The 18046-nt window shown below is 61.7% G+C and carries 13 protein-coding genes; 4 read left to right on the forward strand and 9 right to left on the reverse strand.

Translation table 11 applies throughout. The features are described from left to right. Positions 1-88 precede the first annotated feature (88 nt). Positions 89-784: an aspartate/glutamate racemase family protein gene (locus tag ACIGEK_RS05985; RefSeq protein WP_397492410.1), complete on the forward strand. Its 696-nt coding sequence runs from the start codon at positions 89-91 to the stop codon at positions 782-784. Between the two features lie 20 nt (positions 785-804). Here ACIGEK_RS05985 and selO read toward each other — a convergent pair whose 3' ends face one another. The 5 genes from selO to ACIGEK_RS06010 all read right to left on the reverse strand — a co-directional run bounded on the left by selO (position 805) and on the right by ACIGEK_RS06010 (position 10736). Continuing rightward, positions 805-2265 (reverse strand): protein adenylyltransferase SelO, encoded by a 1461-nt coding sequence (selO, locus tag ACIGEK_RS05990; protein ID WP_397492411.1) that lies wholly within the window; start codon positions 2263-2265, stop codon positions 805-807. A 76-nt stretch (positions 2266-2341) separates the two neighbouring features. Next, the gene (gene mscK, locus ACIGEK_RS05995) at positions 2342-5698 is read right to left on the reverse strand and encodes a mechanosensitive channel MscK (RefSeq protein ID WP_397492412.1); all 3357 of its coding nucleotides are present in this window, start codon (positions 5696-5698) and stop codon (positions 2342-2344) included. Positions 5699-5916: 218 nt separating this feature from the next. Next, positions 5917-7662: a potassium/proton antiporter gene (locus tag ACIGEK_RS06000; protein WP_397493090.1), complete on the reverse strand. Its 1746-nt coding sequence runs from the start codon at positions 7660-7662 to the stop codon at positions 5917-5919. Positions 7663-7807: 145 nt separating this feature from the next. Continuing rightward, entirely contained in the window at positions 7808-9610 is a 1803-nt protein-coding gene (locus ACIGEK_RS06005; protein WP_397492413.1) for an acyl-CoA dehydrogenase, read from the reverse strand. Positions 9611-9692: 82 nt separating this feature from the next. Next, positions 9693-10736, reverse strand: coding sequence for an NAD(P)H-dependent flavin oxidoreductase (locus ACIGEK_RS06010; RefSeq protein WP_397492414.1), 1044 nt, complete (start codon positions 10734-10736; stop codon positions 9693-9695). A 107-nt stretch (positions 10737-10843) separates the two neighbouring features. Between ACIGEK_RS06010 and ACIGEK_RS06015 the strand changes: the two genes are divergently transcribed. Beyond that, positions 10844-11689 carry a 23S rRNA (adenine(2030)-N(6))-methyltransferase RlmJ gene (locus ACIGEK_RS06015; protein WP_397492415.1) on the forward strand — a complete coding sequence of 282 codons (846 nt, stop codon included), beginning with the start codon at positions 10844-10846 and terminating at the stop codon, positions 11687-11689. A gap of 64 nt (positions 11690-11753) precedes the next feature. Then, positions 11754-13364 carry an FMN-binding glutamate synthase family protein gene (locus tag ACIGEK_RS06020; RefSeq protein WP_397492416.1) on the forward strand — a complete coding sequence of 537 codons (1611 nt, stop codon included), beginning with the start codon at positions 11754-11756 and terminating at the stop codon, positions 13362-13364. A gap of 96 nt (positions 13365-13460) precedes the next feature. On the opposite strand, the gene ACIGEK_RS06025 is transcribed toward ACIGEK_RS06020, so the two are convergent. Together ACIGEK_RS06025 and ACIGEK_RS06030 are read right to left on the reverse strand one after the other, a co-directional pair. Next, positions 13461-14714: an HD-GYP domain-containing protein gene (locus tag ACIGEK_RS06025; protein WP_397492417.1), complete on the reverse strand. Its 1254-nt coding sequence runs from the start codon at positions 14712-14714 to the stop codon at positions 13461-13463. Positions 14715-14817: 103 nt separating this feature from the next. After that, positions 14818-15354, reverse strand: a complete 537-nt coding sequence (locus tag ACIGEK_RS06030) for a PadR family transcriptional regulator (protein ID WP_397492418.1) — start codon at positions 15352-15354, stop codon at positions 14818-14820. A gap of 126 nt (positions 15355-15480) precedes the next feature. Here ACIGEK_RS06030 and ACIGEK_RS06035 point away from each other — a divergent pair, with 126 nt between their 5' ends. Then, on the forward strand, positions 15481-17133 hold the full coding sequence (locus tag ACIGEK_RS06035) for a phytoene desaturase family protein (protein ID WP_397492419.1): 1653 nt from the start codon (positions 15481-15483) through the stop codon (positions 17131-17133). Here ACIGEK_RS06035 and ACIGEK_RS06040 read toward each other — a convergent pair. Next, positions 17130-17327 (reverse strand): putative motility protein, encoded by a 198-nt coding sequence (locus tag ACIGEK_RS06040; protein ID WP_397492420.1) that lies wholly within the window; start codon positions 17325-17327, stop codon positions 17130-17132. The two genes, ACIGEK_RS06035 and ACIGEK_RS06040, sit on opposite strands and share 4 nt — an antisense overlap. An 18-nt stretch (positions 17328-17345) precedes the next feature. Next, positions 17346-17993 (reverse strand): peptide-methionine (S)-S-oxide reductase MsrA, encoded by a 648-nt coding sequence (msrA, locus tag ACIGEK_RS06045; RefSeq protein WP_397492421.1) that lies wholly within the window; start codon positions 17991-17993, stop codon positions 17346-17348. Positions 17994-18046 lie beyond the last annotated feature (53 nt).

Below are 18046 nucleotides of genomic sequence, written 5' to 3' on the forward strand. Positions count from 1 at the left end.
GGCTGTACCGGCCGCTCTACCGCGCACTGTGTCTGTGCGCAGGTACGGTGGCGGATTAGGCTCAAGACTTTATCGAACGGGAGGTGATATGCGTCAGCTAGGCATTCTGGGTGGTATGAGTTGGGAGTCCACGGCCAGCTATTACCGCCTGCTCAACCAGGGCGTACGCGAGCAGTTGGGCGGCCTGCACTCGGCGCCGCTGTTGCTGCATTCCGTAGATTTTGCCGAGATCGCCGAGCTGCAGCGGTGTGGCGACTGGCAGGCAGCCGGCGAGCTATTAGCCAATGCTGGGCAAGGCTTGCAGCAGGCCGGGGCAACGGCTCTGCTGTTGGCGACCAACACCATGCACAAGGTGGCGCCGGCCATCGAAGCGGCGGTGCAAATTCCCCTGCTGCATATCGGCGATGCGGTTGGCCTGGCGCTGCAGCGCCAGGGTGTGCGCCGTGCGGCCCTGCTCGGCACGCGCTTTACCATGCAGGAAGATTTTTACCGGCAGCGCCTGGCCGAGCGCTTCGCGATTGAGGTGATCACCCCAGCGCCTGCGCAAATGGTTGAGATTGATCGAGTGATCTTTGCCGAGCTGTGTCAGGGGCAGTTTCTAGCGCCGGCGCGTGAATTCTATTTGGCGTGTTTGCGCACGCTGCGGGAGCAGGGTGCCGAGGTAGCCATTCTTGGCTGTACGGAGATCGGTTTGCTGCTGGATGGCCTGGACGCGCCGCTGCCACTGCTCGACAGCACCGAGCTGCATGTGGCGATGGGGTTGGAGTGGATGCTGGGTTCGTAGGGTGTTCATCGTGTGGGAGGCTACGACGAGCAGCTGATTTCCAGGTGCTTGCCCCATTCTGGTGGGCGCTGGGCGTAGCGTTCGAAGCCGGGCTGCTCGTCGAAGGGCCGCGATAGCACCTGATGCAGCTCGCGCACCGGGGCGTAATCACCCTGCTCGGCGGCTTCGATCACCTGCTGGGCCAGGTAATTTCGCAGAATATATTTAGGGTTGGCCGCCTGCATGCGCGTGCGTCGTTGCGCCTGGTTATCGCCATCCTGAGCGCTGCGCGCCAGGTAGTCGGCGGTCCAGGCGTCAAAGCCGGCCAGATCGGTAAAGTCGTCACGCAGGCGCGCCACGGCCTGATTGGCTGGGCTATCGCCGAGTTCGCGGAAGAACAGGGTGTAATCCACCGCGCTGCTCTGCATCAGTTGCAGCAGGCGTTGCACCAGGGCTTCGTCGCCCTCATCGGCGCTGAGTAAGCCCAGGCGCTTGCGCATCAGGTCGAGGTAATGCGCCTGGTACAGCGGCAGGAACAGGCCGAGGCTTTCGCGCAGCGCCTCAACATCCACTAGCGCTACCAGTGCCTGGCCGAGGGCTGCGAGGTTCCATTGGGCAATGGGCACCTGGTTGCTGAACGAGTAACGGCCGGTGTCATCGGAGTGGTTGCAGATGTGGTTGGCGTCGAAATCATCGAGGAAGGCGTAGGGGCCGTAATCGAAGGTGATACCGAGGATGGACATGTTGTCGGTGTTCATCACCCCATGGCAGAAACCGTAGGCCTGCCAGTAGGCGATCATCGCCGCGTTGCGCTCAATGATCTCGCGGAACATCGCCAGGTACGGCTGCTCTCGCTGCACGCATTCACCGTAGTGGTTGTGCAGCACATGTTCGGCCAGTTGTTTGAGTGACTCATGCTGCTGGGTGTAATAGAAGTATTCGAAGTGGCCGAAACGCACATGGCTGGGGGCCAGACGCAGGACCATGGCCGCGCTTTCCTGCTTTTCGCGCCACACCGGGGTGCTGGAGCCAGTGACGCACAGAGCCCGCGAGCTGGGGATGCCGAGGGCGTGCAGGTGCTCGCTGGCGAGAAATTCGCGGATCGATGAGCGCAGCACCGCACGGCCGTCGCCCATGCGCGAGTAGGGCGTTTGCCCGGCGCCTTTCAGGTGCAGGTCCCAGTACTCGCCGGCGTCGTTGATGACCTCGCCCAGCAATAGCCCGCGGCCATCACCCAGGCGCGGGTTGTAACCACCGAACTGGTGCCCGGAATAGACCATGGCGCGTGGCTCAGCCGTACTCCACAGCTTGTGTCCGGTAAATATCTGCGCGAATACCTCGCTGTCGGTTTCGCTTGGCTCCAGGTCGAGTAGGGCCATGGCGGCCTGGCTGGCGACTACCAGGCGTGGCTCGGCAATCGGTTCGGGCAACACGTGGGTAGAAAAGGTGTCGCCGAGGCGGGCGAAACGGTTGTCGAACTGCAGCTCGATGAGCGACTTCACGGCCAGACTCCGGCCGGGCTGGCGCGGCCCGGCAATGATGAGGGTTCAAGCCCGCAGCAGCGGGCGAGTAACTGAATTACAGCGGGTCTACAGACGGGGCGGGCGGCAGTTGCTCTTGTTTTGCGGCAGCCGCGGCCCCGGCGTTTATGAGCTGTCCGCTGCTTAGGTTGAGTTCCTGACCCTGCAGGTTCTTGATCATCACCTCGACCTGGTTGAAGGCCATTTCCACGTTGTTTTCGCGGAAGCTCAAGGCAATGCGCGTAAGGATTTCGTCGGTAGCGGCGTTGCGGTCGCCCAGCTCGCGTACATGGAAGCGCAGTTCGTAGTCGAAGGTGCTGGCGCTGATGGTCAGGAAAAACAGCAGCGGCGCCGGGTCACGCAGCACCCGTGGGTTTTCCTCAGCGGCCTGCATCATCAGCTTGCGCGCCAGCGGCAGGTCGGTTTCGTAGGCTACACCGATTTTTACGATGACCCGGGTAATGGTGTCATTGAGCGACCAGTTGATCAGTTGATCGGTGACGAACGTCTTGTTCGGCACGATGATTTCTTTGCGGTCGAAATCGGTGATGGTGGTGGCGCGAATGCGGATCTTGCTGACCGTGCCGGACAGGTTACCGATGGTCACCACGTCGCCGATGCGCACTGGGCGCTCGAACAGGATGATCAGGCCAGAGATAAAGTTGGCGAAGATTTCCTGCAAGCCGAAGCCCAGGCCCACCGAGAGCGCGGCCACCAGCCATTGCAGCTTGTCCCAGCTGACCCCGAGGGTCGACAGGGTGATGACAAACCCAATGCCGACAATCGCGTAGGAGAGCAGGGTGGTGGTGGCGTAGGCGCTGCCCTGGGCCAGCTTCAGCCTGGAGAGCACCAGCACCTCGAGCAAACCCGGCAAGTTGCGGCCCAGTGCGACGGTGATGCCGATGATGATCAGTGCGCCGAGTACATCGCTGAGGCTAATGGGCACCAGAGTGGCGGCATCGCCGGTACCGCTGCTGTACTCATACAGCGCAATGTTATCGAGGTAGGTGAACACCGAAATCAGGTCCGCCCAGACCCAGTACAGGCCGGCGATAAAGGTACCGAGCAGGGCCAGGCGAATCAGGCGCAGCGACTGCTGGTTGACCTGTTCGATATCCAGGGTCGGCTCCTCGACTACAGTTTCCGTGCCTTCGCCGCTGTCCTTGCTTTGTGCCTGGCGCTTGCTCATGGCCCGCTGGTAGGCGAGTCGGCGTGCCGCAACGCCCAGGCCGCGAACAAAAGTGGCTTCGATGATCAGCCAGATCACCAGCAGATACAGGGTGTTGATCAAGCGGTCGCTGAGTTTCAGTGCGGTGTAGTAGTAGCCGAAGCCGACCGCCACGATCAGTGCCAATGGCAGCAGGCTCAGGGCTATGCCGATCAGCATGCGGAAGGCCGAGGCATGTTCGCGGGCCGGGCCGGTGAGCAGCAGCTTGTGCAGCAGCCAGACCATCAGGGCGTAGCAACTCAGCACCACGGTCAGGCCGATCACGTCATCACCCAGGCCCGCCGGCTGGTGCTTGGCAATCGTCACTACAGCCACCAGCGCCATCACCACTAGGCCCAGACGGCGCACTTGTTTGTGCAGGAAGGCCACTTGCGAGCGGCCCCAGCGGAAGTGCAGTTCGGCTACGCCGCCATCGGCGAGGATGCGATACAGGGTGTAGAACACCAGCCAGGCCTGGGCCATTTGGAACAGCGCCTCACCCAGGTTGGCGTTCTGTCCGCGGGCGTCCATCTGCAAGGCGAAGCCGCACAGTGCCAGGAACAGCGTGCCAGGCAGCGCCAGCAACACGTTGAGCATGATTGCCATCGGTGTGTGCAATTGGCTGTCGCGTTTGAAGTGGCCGATGTCCTGGTGCAGCTCTGCGAGCTTGCGGTACAGATAACCCCGGCGCCACAGCAGCACCACTATCAGCAGCAGCAAGGGCAGGAACAGCAGCGGCCGTTCGGTCAGGCCGGCGCCCAGCTGGCGCAGGTTGGCGCCCCAGGGTAATTCGGCAATCTGCCGCTCGAGCAAGCGCGGTACGGACTTGAACCACTCCAGATCCAGCGGTTTGTTGCTGGGGATCCAGAACATCTGCTCGTCGAGGGTGGCGCGTAGGCTGTCGGCGGTGGTTTTCAGCTGTTTCTGATTGAGTTGCAGAGTGATCGACTCGTTGAGCAGGGCATTCAGCTCACGGTTCAGGCGGTCGATCAGTTCACGGCGGGTGTCGATGATGGCCAATAGATCGGTGCGCAGCGCTTGGCTATTGTCCTCGGTGGTCTGCGCAGCGAGTAGCTTGTCGACATAGACGCTGGGGTTGTTGATGTTTTCGCGCTGCTGGTTCAGTTCGAACTGATACAGGCGCAAGTCGGCGATCTGGTCGGGCAGATTGCTGTCGATTTTCAGCGTTGGCAGGGCCTGTTGTTGCTTGTAAAGGATGCGCGAGAGCAACAGGCTGCCTTGCAATACGCTGATCTGTTCTTCCAGGGCTTGATCGCTCTGGCTCAGGCTGTCGAGTTGCTGCTTGGTCTGCAGGTTCATGCGAGTCAGCTCATTGAGCCGATCAGTGGAACGCAGCAGGTAGTCTGAGAGTTTCAGGTTTAGAGCACTTTCCTGTGCCAGCAGGTTGTCGGTGCCCGCTTTTGCGGCCTCGAGGGACTGTTCGGCAAGGGTTTGCTCGGACAAGTCGCGGCGCTTTTCATTAATTAGGTTCTGCAGGTCGAGCAGCTCCTGCTCGAGGCGCTTGATGCGCTCTTCCAGCAAGGTCCGGCGGCTGTTGCCGAGGTCCTGCAACAGGCTGTTGCCGGCCAGCTCCTGACGACGCAGCTGGGTTTGTGCGTCGAGCTTGGCCAGTTCGGCATTCAGCTGGTCACGACGCTCGTTGCTCAGAGGCTTGTTGGCTTCGCGGCCGCTTTTCAGGATGCCGTTGATTTCCTGGCTGCGGGTCTGGTTGCCGCTGATTTCGGCCTGGGCGCGTTCCGGGCGCGTTTGTGCGGTGATCACCAGGCTGTTGGCTTCGATGATCTGCTTCTGCCACTCGTTAAGCTGTGCATTGCGGTCGGCGAGCAGCTGTTCGAGCTGGGGCAGTGTGCTTTTGCCATAGCGCAGGCTGACCTGAGTCGGGGTGCTGTTTTTCAGTCGCTCGTAATCGCGTTGTGCTTCGCCAATCAGGCGTGGCGCTTGCTGCAGCTGTTTTTCCAGATCGGCACGGCGCTGCACGCTGTCAGCTTTCTCACCCAGCAGCGCCAGAGTTTTCTCCAGTGTCTGTTTGACGGCCGATTGTTCGGCTTCTGGCAACTTGCGGTCGGCCAGTTTGTCCAGGCTGCTCTGTACGTCTTCGCGGCTCGGTGGCTCGGCGGCGTGTAGCAGAGGAGCGCTCAAGCACAGTCCGAGCAGGGCGATGGCGAGATAAGTGCGGAGAAAGGGCATAGTGGAATCGTTGGCTCGAAAAGAAGCTGAGTTTAACAGGCGCCTGGGTAAGCGCCTGTGCCGCATATAACGGCTATTAGAGTCGGTTTACGATCTCGCGAGCTAGAGCCCTGCAAGGCAAAAACAGGCGAGGGAGCGGCGTTTACTGCTGTGAATAAGCATCCCGAGCCTGTTTTTAACGCAACAGGGCCGACGCGCAGCAGGTCGTAAACAGGCTTTTAGAGGAAGAGTCCTGGTCCTGGGCGACTGCCTTCGGGGAATCTGACGCCGACCTTGCGGATCTTGTTCCCTTCAATTGCCGCCACGGTCCAGGTCAGGCCTTGCCATTCCACCTGGTCGCCTATAACCGGCGAGCCGCCGATCTTGTGGGCGATAAAGCGGCCCAGGTGCAGCTGACCTTCGGCGCCTTCCAGTTGCAGGCCATAGAGTGCCGCGATGGCGGCCAGTTCGGCATCGCCTTCGAGCACGAAATCACCGAAGAAGCGCAGGTCCTGGCCGCGTGTTGGCGCCTGGCTGAATAGCTTGCCGAGGGCAGGCAGGTCGTGCTCATGGCCGACTACGCAGAGCAGATCACCGGCTTCCAGAGTGGTGCTGCCGGAGGGGTGGAGTAGCTCCTTGCCCCGGAACAGTGCAGCGATACGCGTGCCTTCAGGCATCTTCAGCTCACGCAGCGCCGCGCCGATGCACCACTTCTCTGCGCCGAGGCGGTAGATAAACAGTTCCCACTGGCTGGTCGGGTGAACATCCAGCCCGGCGCGCGATACTGGCGCCGGCTCTGGCGGTACGGTAACGCGCAACAGTTTGGCTGCCCACGGCAGGCTGGTGCCCTGCAGCAGCAGGGAGACCAGTACGATAAAGAACGCCACGTTGAAGAACAGCTGGGCATTGGGCAGGCCGGCCATCAGCGGGAACACCGCAAGAATGATCGGCACCGCGCCACGCAGGCCAACCCAGGCGATAAAGGCCCGTTCGCGGTCATGAAACGCGCGAAATGGCAGTAACCCGAGAAACACCGATAGCGGCCGGGCGAACAGGATCATCCACAGCGCTAGGCCCAAGGCCGGTAGAGCAATTGGCAGCAACTCGTGGGGGGTGACCAGTAGGCCGAGGACCAGGAACATGCCGATCTGTGCCAGCCAGGTGAGGCCGTCGAGCATATGCAGGATGCCGTGGCGCGAGCGGATCGCGCGGTTGCCCAGCAGCAGGCCACACAGGTAGATCGACAGAATGCCACTGCCGCCGACCGCAGTGGTGATGGCGAAAATGATCAGGCCGCCGCTGACCACCAGCAGCGGATACAGGCCGTTGGCCAGTTCCATGCGGTTGATCAGATTGAGTAGCAGCCAGCCGCCACCGAGGCCGAACAGCGCGCCGATGCCGAACTGTTGCAGCAGCTGCACCAGCAGCTCCCAGCTCAGGCCGTCCTGGCCGTTGGCGAGCATGGCAATCAGGGTGACGGTGAGAAACACCGCCATCGGGTCGTTGCTACCGGATTCGATTTCCAGCGTGGCGCTGACCCGTTCGTTCAGGCCGCGCCCACCGAGCAGGCTGAATACCGCAGCAGCATCGGTGGAGCCGACGATGGCGCCGATTAGCAGGCCTTCCATCCAGGTCAGATCGAACAGCCAGGCCGCCGCAATGCCGGTTAGCCCTGCGGTGATCAAAACCCCGACAGTGGCCAGCGACAACGACGGCCACAAGGCCACGCGAAAGCTGGAAACCCGCGTGCGCATGCCGCCGTCGAGCAGAATGATGGCCAACGCTAGGTTGCCGACCAGGTAAGCCAACGGGTAGTTGTTGAAAACGATACCGCCAGGGCCGTCGGTGCCAGCGAGCATGCCGACAGCGAGAAAGATCACCAGAATGGGGATACCGAAGCGCGAACCGAAGGCGCTGACCAGGATGCTCATGGCTACCAGCATTGCACCGATCAAAAACAGATTATTGATGGTGCTGGCATCCAAGGCGCGTACTCCGTGCGGGTTGGTGAGCGTGCCACTATGCATGGCGCGTGCCAGCGATTCTAACCGTTGCCCGAATTTGCCGCTGAAAAAAAACGCCCCGCGTTTAGCGGGGCGTCAGGTGCCTGGCGTGATAACAACTTCCGCTTTAGAACCAGGCGTCCTGCATGCCCAGGCAGGTGTCATCGCGGGCTTCGAGGATGGCCAGGTCGTGGTGGCAGCTCGGCACTTCCCAGGTGAGGAAGTAGCGTGCGGCCTGCAGCTTGCCTTGATAGAAGTCGATATCGGCAGCGTTGCCGCGCGCCAGGCCTTCTTCAGCGCGGATCGCCTGCTCCAGCCAGCGCCAACCGATCACTGTATGGCCAAATACCTTGAGGTACAGCGCCGAGTTCGCCAGGCCTTCATTCACTTTGCCGCCCATCAGGTCACCGAGTAGTGCCAAGGTCACCGCCTGCAGCCTTGCCAGCAGTTGCTCCAGCGGCTGGCGCAGGGGCGTCAGCGAGGCATGAGCTTCGGCACGTTGGCAGGTGCCATGGATCAGCTTGAGCAGCTGTTTGAGCGCCGCGCCGCCGTTCATCGACACCTTGCGCCCGAGCAGATCGAGCGACTGGATGCCGTGAGTGCCTTCGTGTATCGGATTCAGGCGGTTGTCGCGGTAATACTGCTCCACCGGGTAATCGCGGGTGTAACCGTGGCCGCCGAGAATCTGGATCGCCAGTTCGTTAGCCTTGAGGCAGAACTCAGATGGCCAGGATTTGACGATCGGGGTGAGCAGGTCGAGCAACTCCAGGGCGCTGCGGCGCTCTTCTTCGCTCTCGAGGGTCAGGGTGTCGTCGAACAGGCGAGCAGCGTATAGGCCGAGATCGAAAGAGCCCTCCACATAGGCTTTCTGCGTCAGCAGCATGCGCCGCACATCGGCGTGCTCGATGATCGCCACTTGGCTGGAGGTGGGGTCTTTACCATCGGGCAGGCGACCTTGCGGGCGCTGACGGGCGTAGTCCAGTGAATACAGGTAGCCGGCGTAGCCGAGCATTACCGCGCCCATGCCGACGCCGATGCGCGCTTCGTTCATCATCTGGAACATGTAGCTCAGGCCATGGTGCGGCTTGCCCACCAGATAGCCGACACAGTCGCCGTTATCGCCGAAGTTCAACGCCGTAGAGGTGGTGCCGCGCCAGCCCATCTTGTGGAACAGGCCCGCTAGAACCACGTCATTGCGTTTGCCCAGGCTGCCATCGTCATTGACCAGGAACTTCGGCACGATAAACAGGCTGATGCCCTTCACCCCGGCAGGGGCGTCCGGCAACTTGGCCAGCACCATGTGCACGATGTTCTCGCTGAGCGGGTGGTCGCCGCCGGAGATAAAGATCTTGTTGCCCTTGAGCCGGTAAGTGCCGTCTTCGGCAGGTTCCGCGCGGGTGCGGATGTCCGACAGTGACGAGCCGGCGTGCGGCTCGGTCAGCGCCATGGTGCCGAAGAAACGCCCATCGATCATCGGCTGCAGAAAGCGTTGCTTCTGTTCGGCAGTGCCGAAATTTTCGATCAGGTTGGCCGCGCCCATGGTCAGGAATGGGTACGAGGTGGTCGCCGCGTTAGCCGACTGGAAGTGCGCAAAGCAGGCCTGCGAGAGCAGGTTGGGCAGCTGCATGCCGCCGACCTCGAACTCGCGGGTGGCATTGAGGAAGCCCGCCTCGAGGAAGGCGTCTACCGCCGGCTTGACCTCGGGGATCAGCACCGCAGCGCCGTCGACATACTCCGGTTCGTGCTCGTCGTTCTTGCGGTTGTGCGGAGCGAACAGGTTCTCGGCGATGCTGCGCGCGGTGTCGATGGCAGCATCAAAGGTTTCGCGGCTGTGCTCGGCGAAACGCTCGCGCTGGGTCAGGCCTTCGGCGTCCAGCACTTCGTACAGCTCGAAGGCCAGGTTGCGGGAACTGAGCAGGGACTCGGACATGCGTATACCTCCGGTTGCGATGGGCCGAGTCTAAGCAGCTGCGCGCGTGGCTCACAGCACTATTAATAAGCGTGATAGAGGCTCAGCTAGCAAAGCCACGGGCCAGTTCGGCGGTCAGCTCGGCAGCGCCGATACTCTTGCAGCCGCTGACATTCTGCCCGGCCCAGAGCGGTGAGAAGTCACCGCTGCCCTGGCTTTCCGCCTTGGCCCGCAGCGGCGCAATGGCCGCAGTCGCCTGGGGGAACTCCGGCGCAAGGGCGCTGATTGGACCTCGCTCACGTATCACCCGATTAACAATGCCGCGCGCCGGGCGACCGCTGAACAGGTTGGTCAACGCGGTATGCCGCGCCGCTGGGCTGTGCAGAGCTGCGCGGTGGATGGCGCTGGTGCTGGCCTCGTCGCAGCACAGGTAGGCCGTGCCGATCTGCGCCCCGGCCGCGCCGAGGGCCATGGCTGCGCGCACGCCCTGGGCATCGGCGATACCGCCGGCGGCGATGACCGGGAGCTGCACGGCCTGGACGATCTGCGGCAGCAGGGCAAAGGTGCCGAGCTGGCTGCTCAATTCATCAGTGAGAAACATGCCGCGATGGCCGCCGGCTTCCAGGCCTTGAGCGATGATCGCGTCAGCACCGTTGGCCTGCAGCCACAGTGCTTCCGCCACAGTGGTGGCTGAACTGAGCACTTTGGCGCCGCAGGCTTTGACCCGTGCCAGCAGTTCGGCGGAGGGCAGGCCGAAATGAAAACTCACCACCGCTGGGCGGAATTCATCGAGCAGGTCGGCCATCTCGGCACTGAATGGCAGGCGGCCGGGGCCGCTGGCGATAGTCATCGGGTCGATGCCTAGCTCGGCGTAGTAAGGGGCTAGCGCCTCGCGCCAGGCGGCTTCGCGTGCGGTGTCAACGGCTGGTGGGGTGTGGCAGAAGAAGTTCAGGTTGTAGGGCTTGCGGGTTTTCTCGTTCAGCGCTTGCAGTTCCTTGCGCAAGCCGGCCGCGTCGAGCATGGCGCAGGGCAGTGAACCCAGCGCGCCGGCGTTCGACACAGCGGCGGCCAGGCCATGTAGCTGTACGCCGGCCATTGGCGCCTGGATCAGTGGTAGCTCAATGCCCAAGAGGTCTTGCAGTTGCATGTCGGTTCTCCCTTGCCAGACGGATCAGCGGCCACCGTACTGATCCATCTGGCGCATGGCAAATGCTGCCACCCTGTTAAACTGCTCGGCCACAGGAGCCCGCCCAAATGAACTACCGCCACGCCTTCCATGCCGGCAACCATGCCGATGTGCTGAAACACTATGTCTTGAGCCGTCTGATTGCCCTGCTGTCACGCAAGGAGGCGCCGTTTGCCTACCTCGACAGCCATGCCGGTATCGGTCTGTATGATTTGCGCGGCGACCAGGCCAGCCGTACCGGTGAGTGGCTGGAAGGCATCGCGCGGCTGTGGCAGGCCACCGATGTACCCGACCCGCTGCTGGACTATCTGGAAGTGATCCGCGCGATGAACCCCGATGGCGAGCTGCGCCATTACCCCGGCTCACCGGAGCTGGCGCGCCTGCTGACCCGCGAGCAGGACCGTCTGCACCTGAACGAGAAGCACCCGGAAGACGGTCGTCTGCTCAAGGAAAACATGCACGGCGACCGCCGCGTCGCGGTGCACCTGGGCGAAGGTTGGCATGTGCCGCGCGCCCTGCTGCCAACCAGCGAGAAGCGTGCGCTGCTGCTGATCGACCCGCCGTTTGAGCAGGCTGATGAAATGGAGCGCTGCGCCCAATCACTGAGCGAAGCCATCGGCCGTATGCGCCAGGCGGTGGTGGCGATCTGGTACCCGATCAAGGACCTGCGTCAGTTGCGGCGTTTCTACAATGATCTGGAAAAGAGCAAAGCGCCCAAGCTGTTGCGTTTGGAGCTCTACGTGCACTCAACCGATGAACCGACGCGGCTGAATGGCTCCGGCCTGGTGATCAGCAATCCGCCCTGGGGCCTGGAAGATGAGCTCAAGCAGATTCTGCCCTGGCTGGCCAAGCTGCTTGGGCAGACGCAGGGCGGCTGGCGCATGGATTGGCTTATCGAGGAAAAAACTGCCTAAGCTCTGCAACTGTAAGTAGGTGCGCACGCACCTATTGTCACGTTGCATGCCGCCAGGAGCCCGTATGAGCTTGTCGCTGTTGAATCGCTACGCCTTCTTTGCCTTCTGTGTGTTGTTCACAATCGCTGGTTTACCCTTTGTTGCAGGGCATGCCTGGTTATGGGCCGTGTTGCTGATAACCGGGCTGCTCAGTGCGGTGGGGGTGAATGACTTGTTGCAGAGTCGCCATGCGGTGCGGCGAAACTACCCGATCCTCGGCAACATCCGTTATCTGGTTGAAGCGATTCGCCCGGAAATTCGCCAATACCTGCTGGAGTCTGATAGCGAGCGGTTGCCGTTCTCGCGGGCGCAGCGCTCGCTGGTATATGCGCGGGCCAAGAACCAGAGTGCGGACAAGGCCTTCGGCACCCTGACTGACGTGTATCAGAGTGGCTTCGAATTTATCGGCCACTCGATGTTGCCGGCCGCGCATGTTGACCCCAGTGCATTTCGCGTCAGCGTTGGCGGGCCGCAGTGCACGCAGCCTTATTCGGCATCGGTCTTCAATATTTCGGCTATGAGCTTTGGCTCGCTCAGCGCCAATGCCATTCGCGCGTTGAACCAAGGCGCCAAGCTCGGAGGTTTTTATCACGACACCGGTGAGGGCAGCATCAGCCCCTATCACCGTGAGCATGGCGGCGATCTGGTCTGGGAGCTGGGTAGCGGTTACTTCGGCTGTCGTCAGGACAATGGCCAGTTTGATCCGCAGCGGTTTGCTGCGCAGGCCGCCAACCCGCAGGTGAAGATGATTGAGATCAAGCTCAGTCAGGGCGCCAAGCCAGGCCACGGTGGGATTCTGCCGAAGCACAAGATCACTGCCGAAATCTCCCAGACTCGCGGCGTGCCCATGGGCCAGGACTGTGTGTCGCCGGCGAGCCACAGTGCGTTTTCCACGCCCATTGAACTACTGCAGTTTGTCGCCCAGCTGCGCGAGCTGTCGGCAGGCAAACCGGTGGGTTTCAAGTTCTGCCTGGGCCACCCGTGGGAGTTTATGGGGATTGCCAAGGCCATGCTGGAGACCGGGATTCTGCCGGACTTTATCGTCGTCGATGGCAAGGAAGGCGGCACCGGTGCTGCACCTGTGGAATTCACTGATCACATTGGCGTACCACTGCGTGAAGGGCTGCTGTTTGTGCATAACACTCTGGTTGGCATCGGTTTGCGCGAGCACATCCGCATTGGCGCCAGCGGCAAGATTGTCAGTGCCTTCGATATTGCCAGTGTGATGGCGTTGGGGGCTGACTGGGCCAATTCGGCCCGTGGCTTTATGTTTGCCATCGGCTGCATTCAGAGTCAGTCGTGCCATACCAACAAATGCCCGACCGGCGTGGCCACGCAAGATGCCCTGCGCCAACGTGCGCTAGTGGTGCCGGATAAGGCAGCGCGCGTGCATAGCTTTCATCGCAATACTCTCAAAGCCTTGGCGGAGATGCTCGCGGCCGCCGGCCTTGAACATCCCTCGCAGGTTGAGGCCAAGCACCTGGTGCGGCGCATGTCCGCGAGTGAGATCAAGCTTTACTCGCAGCTGCATGTATTCCTCAAACCAGGAGAGTTGCTCAGTGGCGAGGTGTCTGGGGAGTTCTATTCGCGAATGTGGCAGATGGCGCAAGCCAGCAGTTTCGCACCGGCGCAGTAAGTGCGGATTAAAGCCGTAGGCCTCTTGGGACGGGCGATGTAACGTCGCCTGTTGGGCGGTAGCAGGTGCTGGTGTAGCGCCGGTACCAAGCAGCGCTTATTTGTTGCTGGGCTCCACAAAGTAACTGAGCTGCTGACGCGGATTAAGGTATTCCAACGCCTCGCGCGGTAGCTGGGCCGGACGCAGGCTGGCGGCGATGCCCAGGCGCGGCTCCTGTTCCAGGTCGATGATCAGCGCCTCGTTCTTGGGTACGGCGGGGTCATAGACAATCAGCGTCGGTTTCAGCGGCTGGCTTGGGTTCATGCCCAGCACCAGGCCGTAGCGCTGGTCGTCCAGTTGCACCAGGCAACCTGGCGGGTAAATGCCCATGCAGCGGATAAAGGCCTTCAGCGCCACCGCATCGAAGCGCGCAGTGTATTGCTTGAACATCAGCGCCAGCGCCTCGTGCGGGCTCAGACCGTCACGCGGGTTGAGCGGGTTGCACAGGTTGTCGAACTGGTTGGTGATGCACACCAGGCGGCTCAGGCGGCCGATGGCGGCTTCACGCAGCTGGCGTGGGTAACCGCTGCCGTCGCAGTATTCGTGGTGCTCATTGATGATGCGCAGCACCTCATCATCCAGCATCAGCTTGTGGCCCATGCGCAGGCCGAATTCACAGTGCAATTGCAGCAGTTGCTGTTCCGGGCGCGTCAGCGGTTCGGGCTTGAGCAGCACCTTGCTCGGCACTTCCAGTTTGCCGACATCATGCAGCAACGCCCCCATGCCGAGGATATGGCAGTCCTCGCTGTCCAGGCCGAGTTGGCGACCCAGCATCAGGCTCAGGACGGTGACGTTCAATGAGTGCAGGTAATTGTCTTCGGCCGCTTTGCTATTGATCGTGTGCAGCACGGCACCACTGCCGCCTAGCAGCGTGTCGACCATTGCACCCACCACCTCGCCGGCCTGCTTGCAGGCCTCTTCAGGACGGCTGCGCAGGGTTTGGTTGAGGGTTTTGATCTGCTGGCTGGCCTGGACGAACTTGCGGTCCACCTCGGCCAGGCGTTTGCGCAGGGCCTTGAGTTTTTCTGCGCGAGCCTGGCTGGCCTGTTGCTCTGGTGTCGGTGGGGTGGGCGCTGGCGTGCTGGCTACGGGGGGCTGCGGCTCGGTCTTGCTCAGCGGCTCGCAGTCGCTGCGGGCCGGGTCGTAGCGCAGGCGCTCGACACCGAGAGCGCGCAGGGCCTTGATCTGGCTTTCATCCTTGATCTTGAAATTGCTGAAGGCAAAGTTGTGCTCCCACCAGGCCAGTTCGAGCTGGATATACAGGCCGACACACAGTTGATCGGGGGATATATAGGCAGAGGACGCAGGCATGCAGATATCGTTGATGATGGCTAATGGCTGGCAGTCTAGCGCTTTGCCTATGAGCTGGCAGTATCTGCAATGACTTCTGTGCCTAGGTTCGGCGCTTGGCCTGCTAGTCGTGTTGCAGCTCTTGTTCGACCTCATCCGCCCAGGCCAGCCAGGACTGCTCGCCGAGTATGCCGCGGCGCAGGGTCAGGTAGGGCAGGCGCAGCGCCTTGCGTTGTTCATCGGGTAGCGCCAGATAGTCGCGCTCGATGCTGAGCAGGCTGTTCAAGGTTTTGCGGTGCACCGCCACATGACGCTGCATTTCCTCGCGCAGGTTATCCAGCGAGGTATGCGCTCCCGCGTACAACTTCACCAGTAGCGCATCGTTGATCGTGTTCGGCTGCACCGGTTCACCCAGCCAGCGCAGCAGTTCTGCGTGACCAGCGGGGGTCAGTCGATAGTTCTTTTTATCCGGGCGGGTGTCCTGGGCCTGCGCTTCAAACTCCAGCCAGCCTGCCTCACTGAGCTTTTTCAGCTCTAGATAGACCTGCTGATGCTTGGCATTCCAGAAATAGCCAAGGCCATCCTTGAAGCGTTTGAGCAGGTCGTAGCCGCTGCCGGGTTCGCTTTCCAGGAGGATAAGAATGGCGTGCTTGAGCGACATAGGCAGGTTTCACCGGCTGCTTTAGAAGTGCGCGGCAGTATACGGAATATGCAAAAAGTTGCATCGACTCCCGTCGCCGCCTAGTATGCAAAAAATTGCATAACAAGAACAACGCAGGAGCATCCCATGAAACGCACCGGTACCCGCTTCCGTCCTCGCCTGGTTCAGGGTGATTACGACGCCATCATCATCGGCTCTGGCATCGGCGGCCTGACCACTGCCGCATTGCTGGCCAAGCTCGGCAAGCGCGTGTGCGTGCTGGAGCAGCACTACACTGCGGGCGGTTACACCCACAGTTATGAGCGCGAAGGCTACGAGTGGGATGTGGGCGTGCATTACATCGGCGAGGTGCATAAACCCTGGTCGGCGATCCGCCGGGTGTTCGATGTGATCAGCGACGGCAAGCTCGAATGGGCGCCGATGGATGCGCACTATGACCGCATCGTGATTGGCGAGCAGACCTACGACTATGTGGCTGGACGCGAGGAGTTCAAGGCGGAGATGGCGCGCCACTTCCCCGGGGAAACTGCGGTGCTTGAGCGTTATGTCGACCTGCTTAGCGAAGTCAGCGCCAAGGTGCCGCGCTTCTTCGCTGGCCAGGCGCTGCCACGTTCACTGGGCATGCTCTATAGCAAGCTGCGCCGGTTGTGGCTGCCGGATTACTTCTTCAAAACCACCCGTGAGGTGCTTGAAGGCCTGACCGACAATCAGGAGTTGATCGGCGTGCTGACCGCGCAGTGGGGCGATTACGGCTTGCCGCCGGCCGAAGCCGCCTTCGTTATGCACGCGATGGTCGCCAAGCACTACATCACCGGCGGTAACTACCCGGTCGGCGGCGCGACGAAGATTTCCGAAAGCATTATCCCGGTAATCGAAGCGGCCGGCGGCCAGGTGTTCACCTATGCCGGGGTCGACAAGATCCTGGTCGAGAGCGGTCGTGCGGTCGGTGTACGCATGCAGAAGGATGGCTTCGAGATCCGCGCGCAGCAGATCGTCAGCTGCGCCGGCCTGGTGCCGACCTATACCCGCCTGCTCGATCATCAGGTGGCCAGCGAATATGGCCTGTTGGAGCAGTTGCCCAAGGTCAAACTGTCGGCTGCCACCCTGTGCCTGTACGCCGGCTTCAAGGGCAGCGCCGCCGAGCTGAAGCTGCCGAAGACCAACTACTGGGTTTACCCAACCCACGATCATGACCACAACGTCAGCAGTTTTATGACCGGGCAGAACCCGGCGATGCCGCTGATCTATATCAGCTTCCCCTCGGCCAAGGACCCGGCCTGGGATGCGCACTACCCGAACAAGGCCACGGTGGAAATCGTCGCACCGACCCAGCCGCAGTGGTTTGCGAAGTGGAAGGGCACTACCTGGGGCAAACGCGGCGCTGACTACGAGGCGTTCAAGGCCGAGTTGACTGCGCAGCTGCTGGAAACCCTCTATCAGCATCAGCCGCAACTGCGCGGCGCACTGGACTTCTGCGAACTGGGCACGCCGCTGTCCACCGAGTGGTACCAGTGGAACGAGCAGGGCGAGATCTATGGCATCGACCACACGGTGCAGCGTTTCGAACAGCACTGGATTCACAGCCAGACGCCGATCAAAGGCCTGTATCTGACCGGCGCCGATACGCTGACTGCCGGGGTCGGGGGCGCTTTGATGGCTGGGGTGCTGACTGCCTCGCGCATGCTTGGCTGGCGCGGTTACAAGGTCGGCAAGCTATTGAAAAGCTGGAAGGCGGAAACTGCCGCCGATGGCAGTGCGGCGGCGGATGTGGCTGGCTAAATCATCACGTCGACGCTATTGCCCAGATTGGGCGGATTGCTCGACGCGCTGGCTGGCGTGGCGGCCTCAACCAGGCCGCCGATGCTGGCAGCCTGCAGTTCCAGGGTTTTGCGCAGCAACAGCAGTGAGGCCAGGGCAGAGGCCTGAGCCGCTGCCTGGGTCGACACCTGATTGGTCAGGCTACTGAGTTCCATCGTGCTATCCCCTCTCTATCAGCCCGGCAGGCAGGCTCCCGTGCCGCCCAGGCCGCAATAGCCGCCGGGGTTCTTCGCCAAGTACTGCTGATGATAGGCCTCAGCGTAGTAGAACGGCGGCGCCTCGCGCACTTCGGTGGTGATGGCGCCGAAACCGGCTTTGCTCAATTCGGTCTGGAACTGCGCCTGCGTGCTCTTTGCTGCGGCCAGCTGTTCAGCGCCGTAGCAGTAGATCGCCGAACGGTACTGGCTGCCCGTGTCGTTACCCTGGCGCATACCCTGGGTCGGGTTGTGCGCCTCCCAGAACACTTTCAGCAGTGCGGCGTAGCTGGTGACCTTGGGATCAAACACTACCAGCACCACTTCGGTGTGGCCGGTCAGGCCCGAGCAGGTTTCGTCATAGGTCGGGTTCGGTGTATGGCCGCCGGCATAGCCAACTGCCGTGCTCCACACGCCCGGCTGCTGCCAGAAGCGCCGTTCCGCGCCCCAGAAACAACCCATGGCGAATACCGCCTGTTGCAGGCCTGCGGGGAAGGACCCTTGCAGTGCGTTGCCGTTGACGAAGTGCGCGGCGGGCACTTCCATGGCTTCGGCACGGCCAGGCAGTGCCTGCTCGGCGGTGGGCAGTTCGAGTTTGTGGGCGAGAATTTGCGAACGCAGAACCATGAGCCATTTCCTCAGCAAAAGCATGTGTGTCATAGACCATCAATGAGCGGGCT

It is taken from the genome of Pseudomonas sp. NPDC079086, from assembly GCF_044542155.1.
In the GTDB taxonomy this organism is placed as follows: Bacteria; Pseudomonadota; Gammaproteobacteria; order Pseudomonadales; family Pseudomonadaceae; genus Aquipseudomonas.

Bases quoted from the DNA above. Each gene is read 5' to 3' on its own strand.
- ACIGEK_RS05985 (WP_397492410.1), top strand. From the start codon at position 89: ATGCGTCAGCTAGGCATTCTGGGTGGTATGAGTTGGGAGTCCACGGCC.
- mscK (WP_397492412.1), bottom strand. From the start codon at position 5,698: ATGCCCTTTCTCCGCACTTATCTCGCCATCGCCCTGCTCGGACTGTGC.
- ACIGEK_RS06005 (WP_397492413.1), bottom strand. From the start codon at position 9,610: ATGTCCGAGTCCCTGCTCAGTTCCCGCAACCTGGCCTTCGAGCTGTAC.
- ACIGEK_RS06010 (WP_397492414.1), bottom strand. From the start codon at position 10,736: ATGCAACTGCAAGACCTCTTGGGCATTGAGCTACCACTGATCCAGGCG.
- ACIGEK_RS06015 (WP_397492415.1), top strand. From the start codon at position 10,844: ATGAACTACCGCCACGCCTTCCATGCCGGCAACCATGCCGATGTGCTG.
- ACIGEK_RS06020 (WP_397492416.1), top strand. From the start codon at position 11,754: ATGAGCTTGTCGCTGTTGAATCGCTACGCCTTCTTTGCCTTCTGTGTG.
- ACIGEK_RS06025 (WP_397492417.1), bottom strand. From the start codon at position 14,714: ATGCCTGCGTCCTCTGCCTATATATCCCCCGATCAACTGTGTGTCGGC.
- ACIGEK_RS06030 (WP_397492418.1), bottom strand. From the start codon at position 15,354: ATGTCGCTCAAGCACGCCATTCTTATCCTCCTGGAAAGCGAACCCGGC.
- ACIGEK_RS06035 (WP_397492419.1), top strand. From the start codon at position 15,481: ATGAAACGCACCGGTACCCGCTTCCGTCCTCGCCTGGTTCAGGGTGAT.
- ACIGEK_RS06040 (WP_397492420.1), bottom strand. From the start codon at position 17,327: ATGGAACTCAGTAGCCTGACCAATCAGGTGTCGACCCAGGCAGCGGCT.
- msrA (WP_397492421.1), bottom strand. From the start codon at position 17,993: ATGGTTCTGCGTTCGCAAATTCTCGCCCACAAACTCGAACTGCCCACC.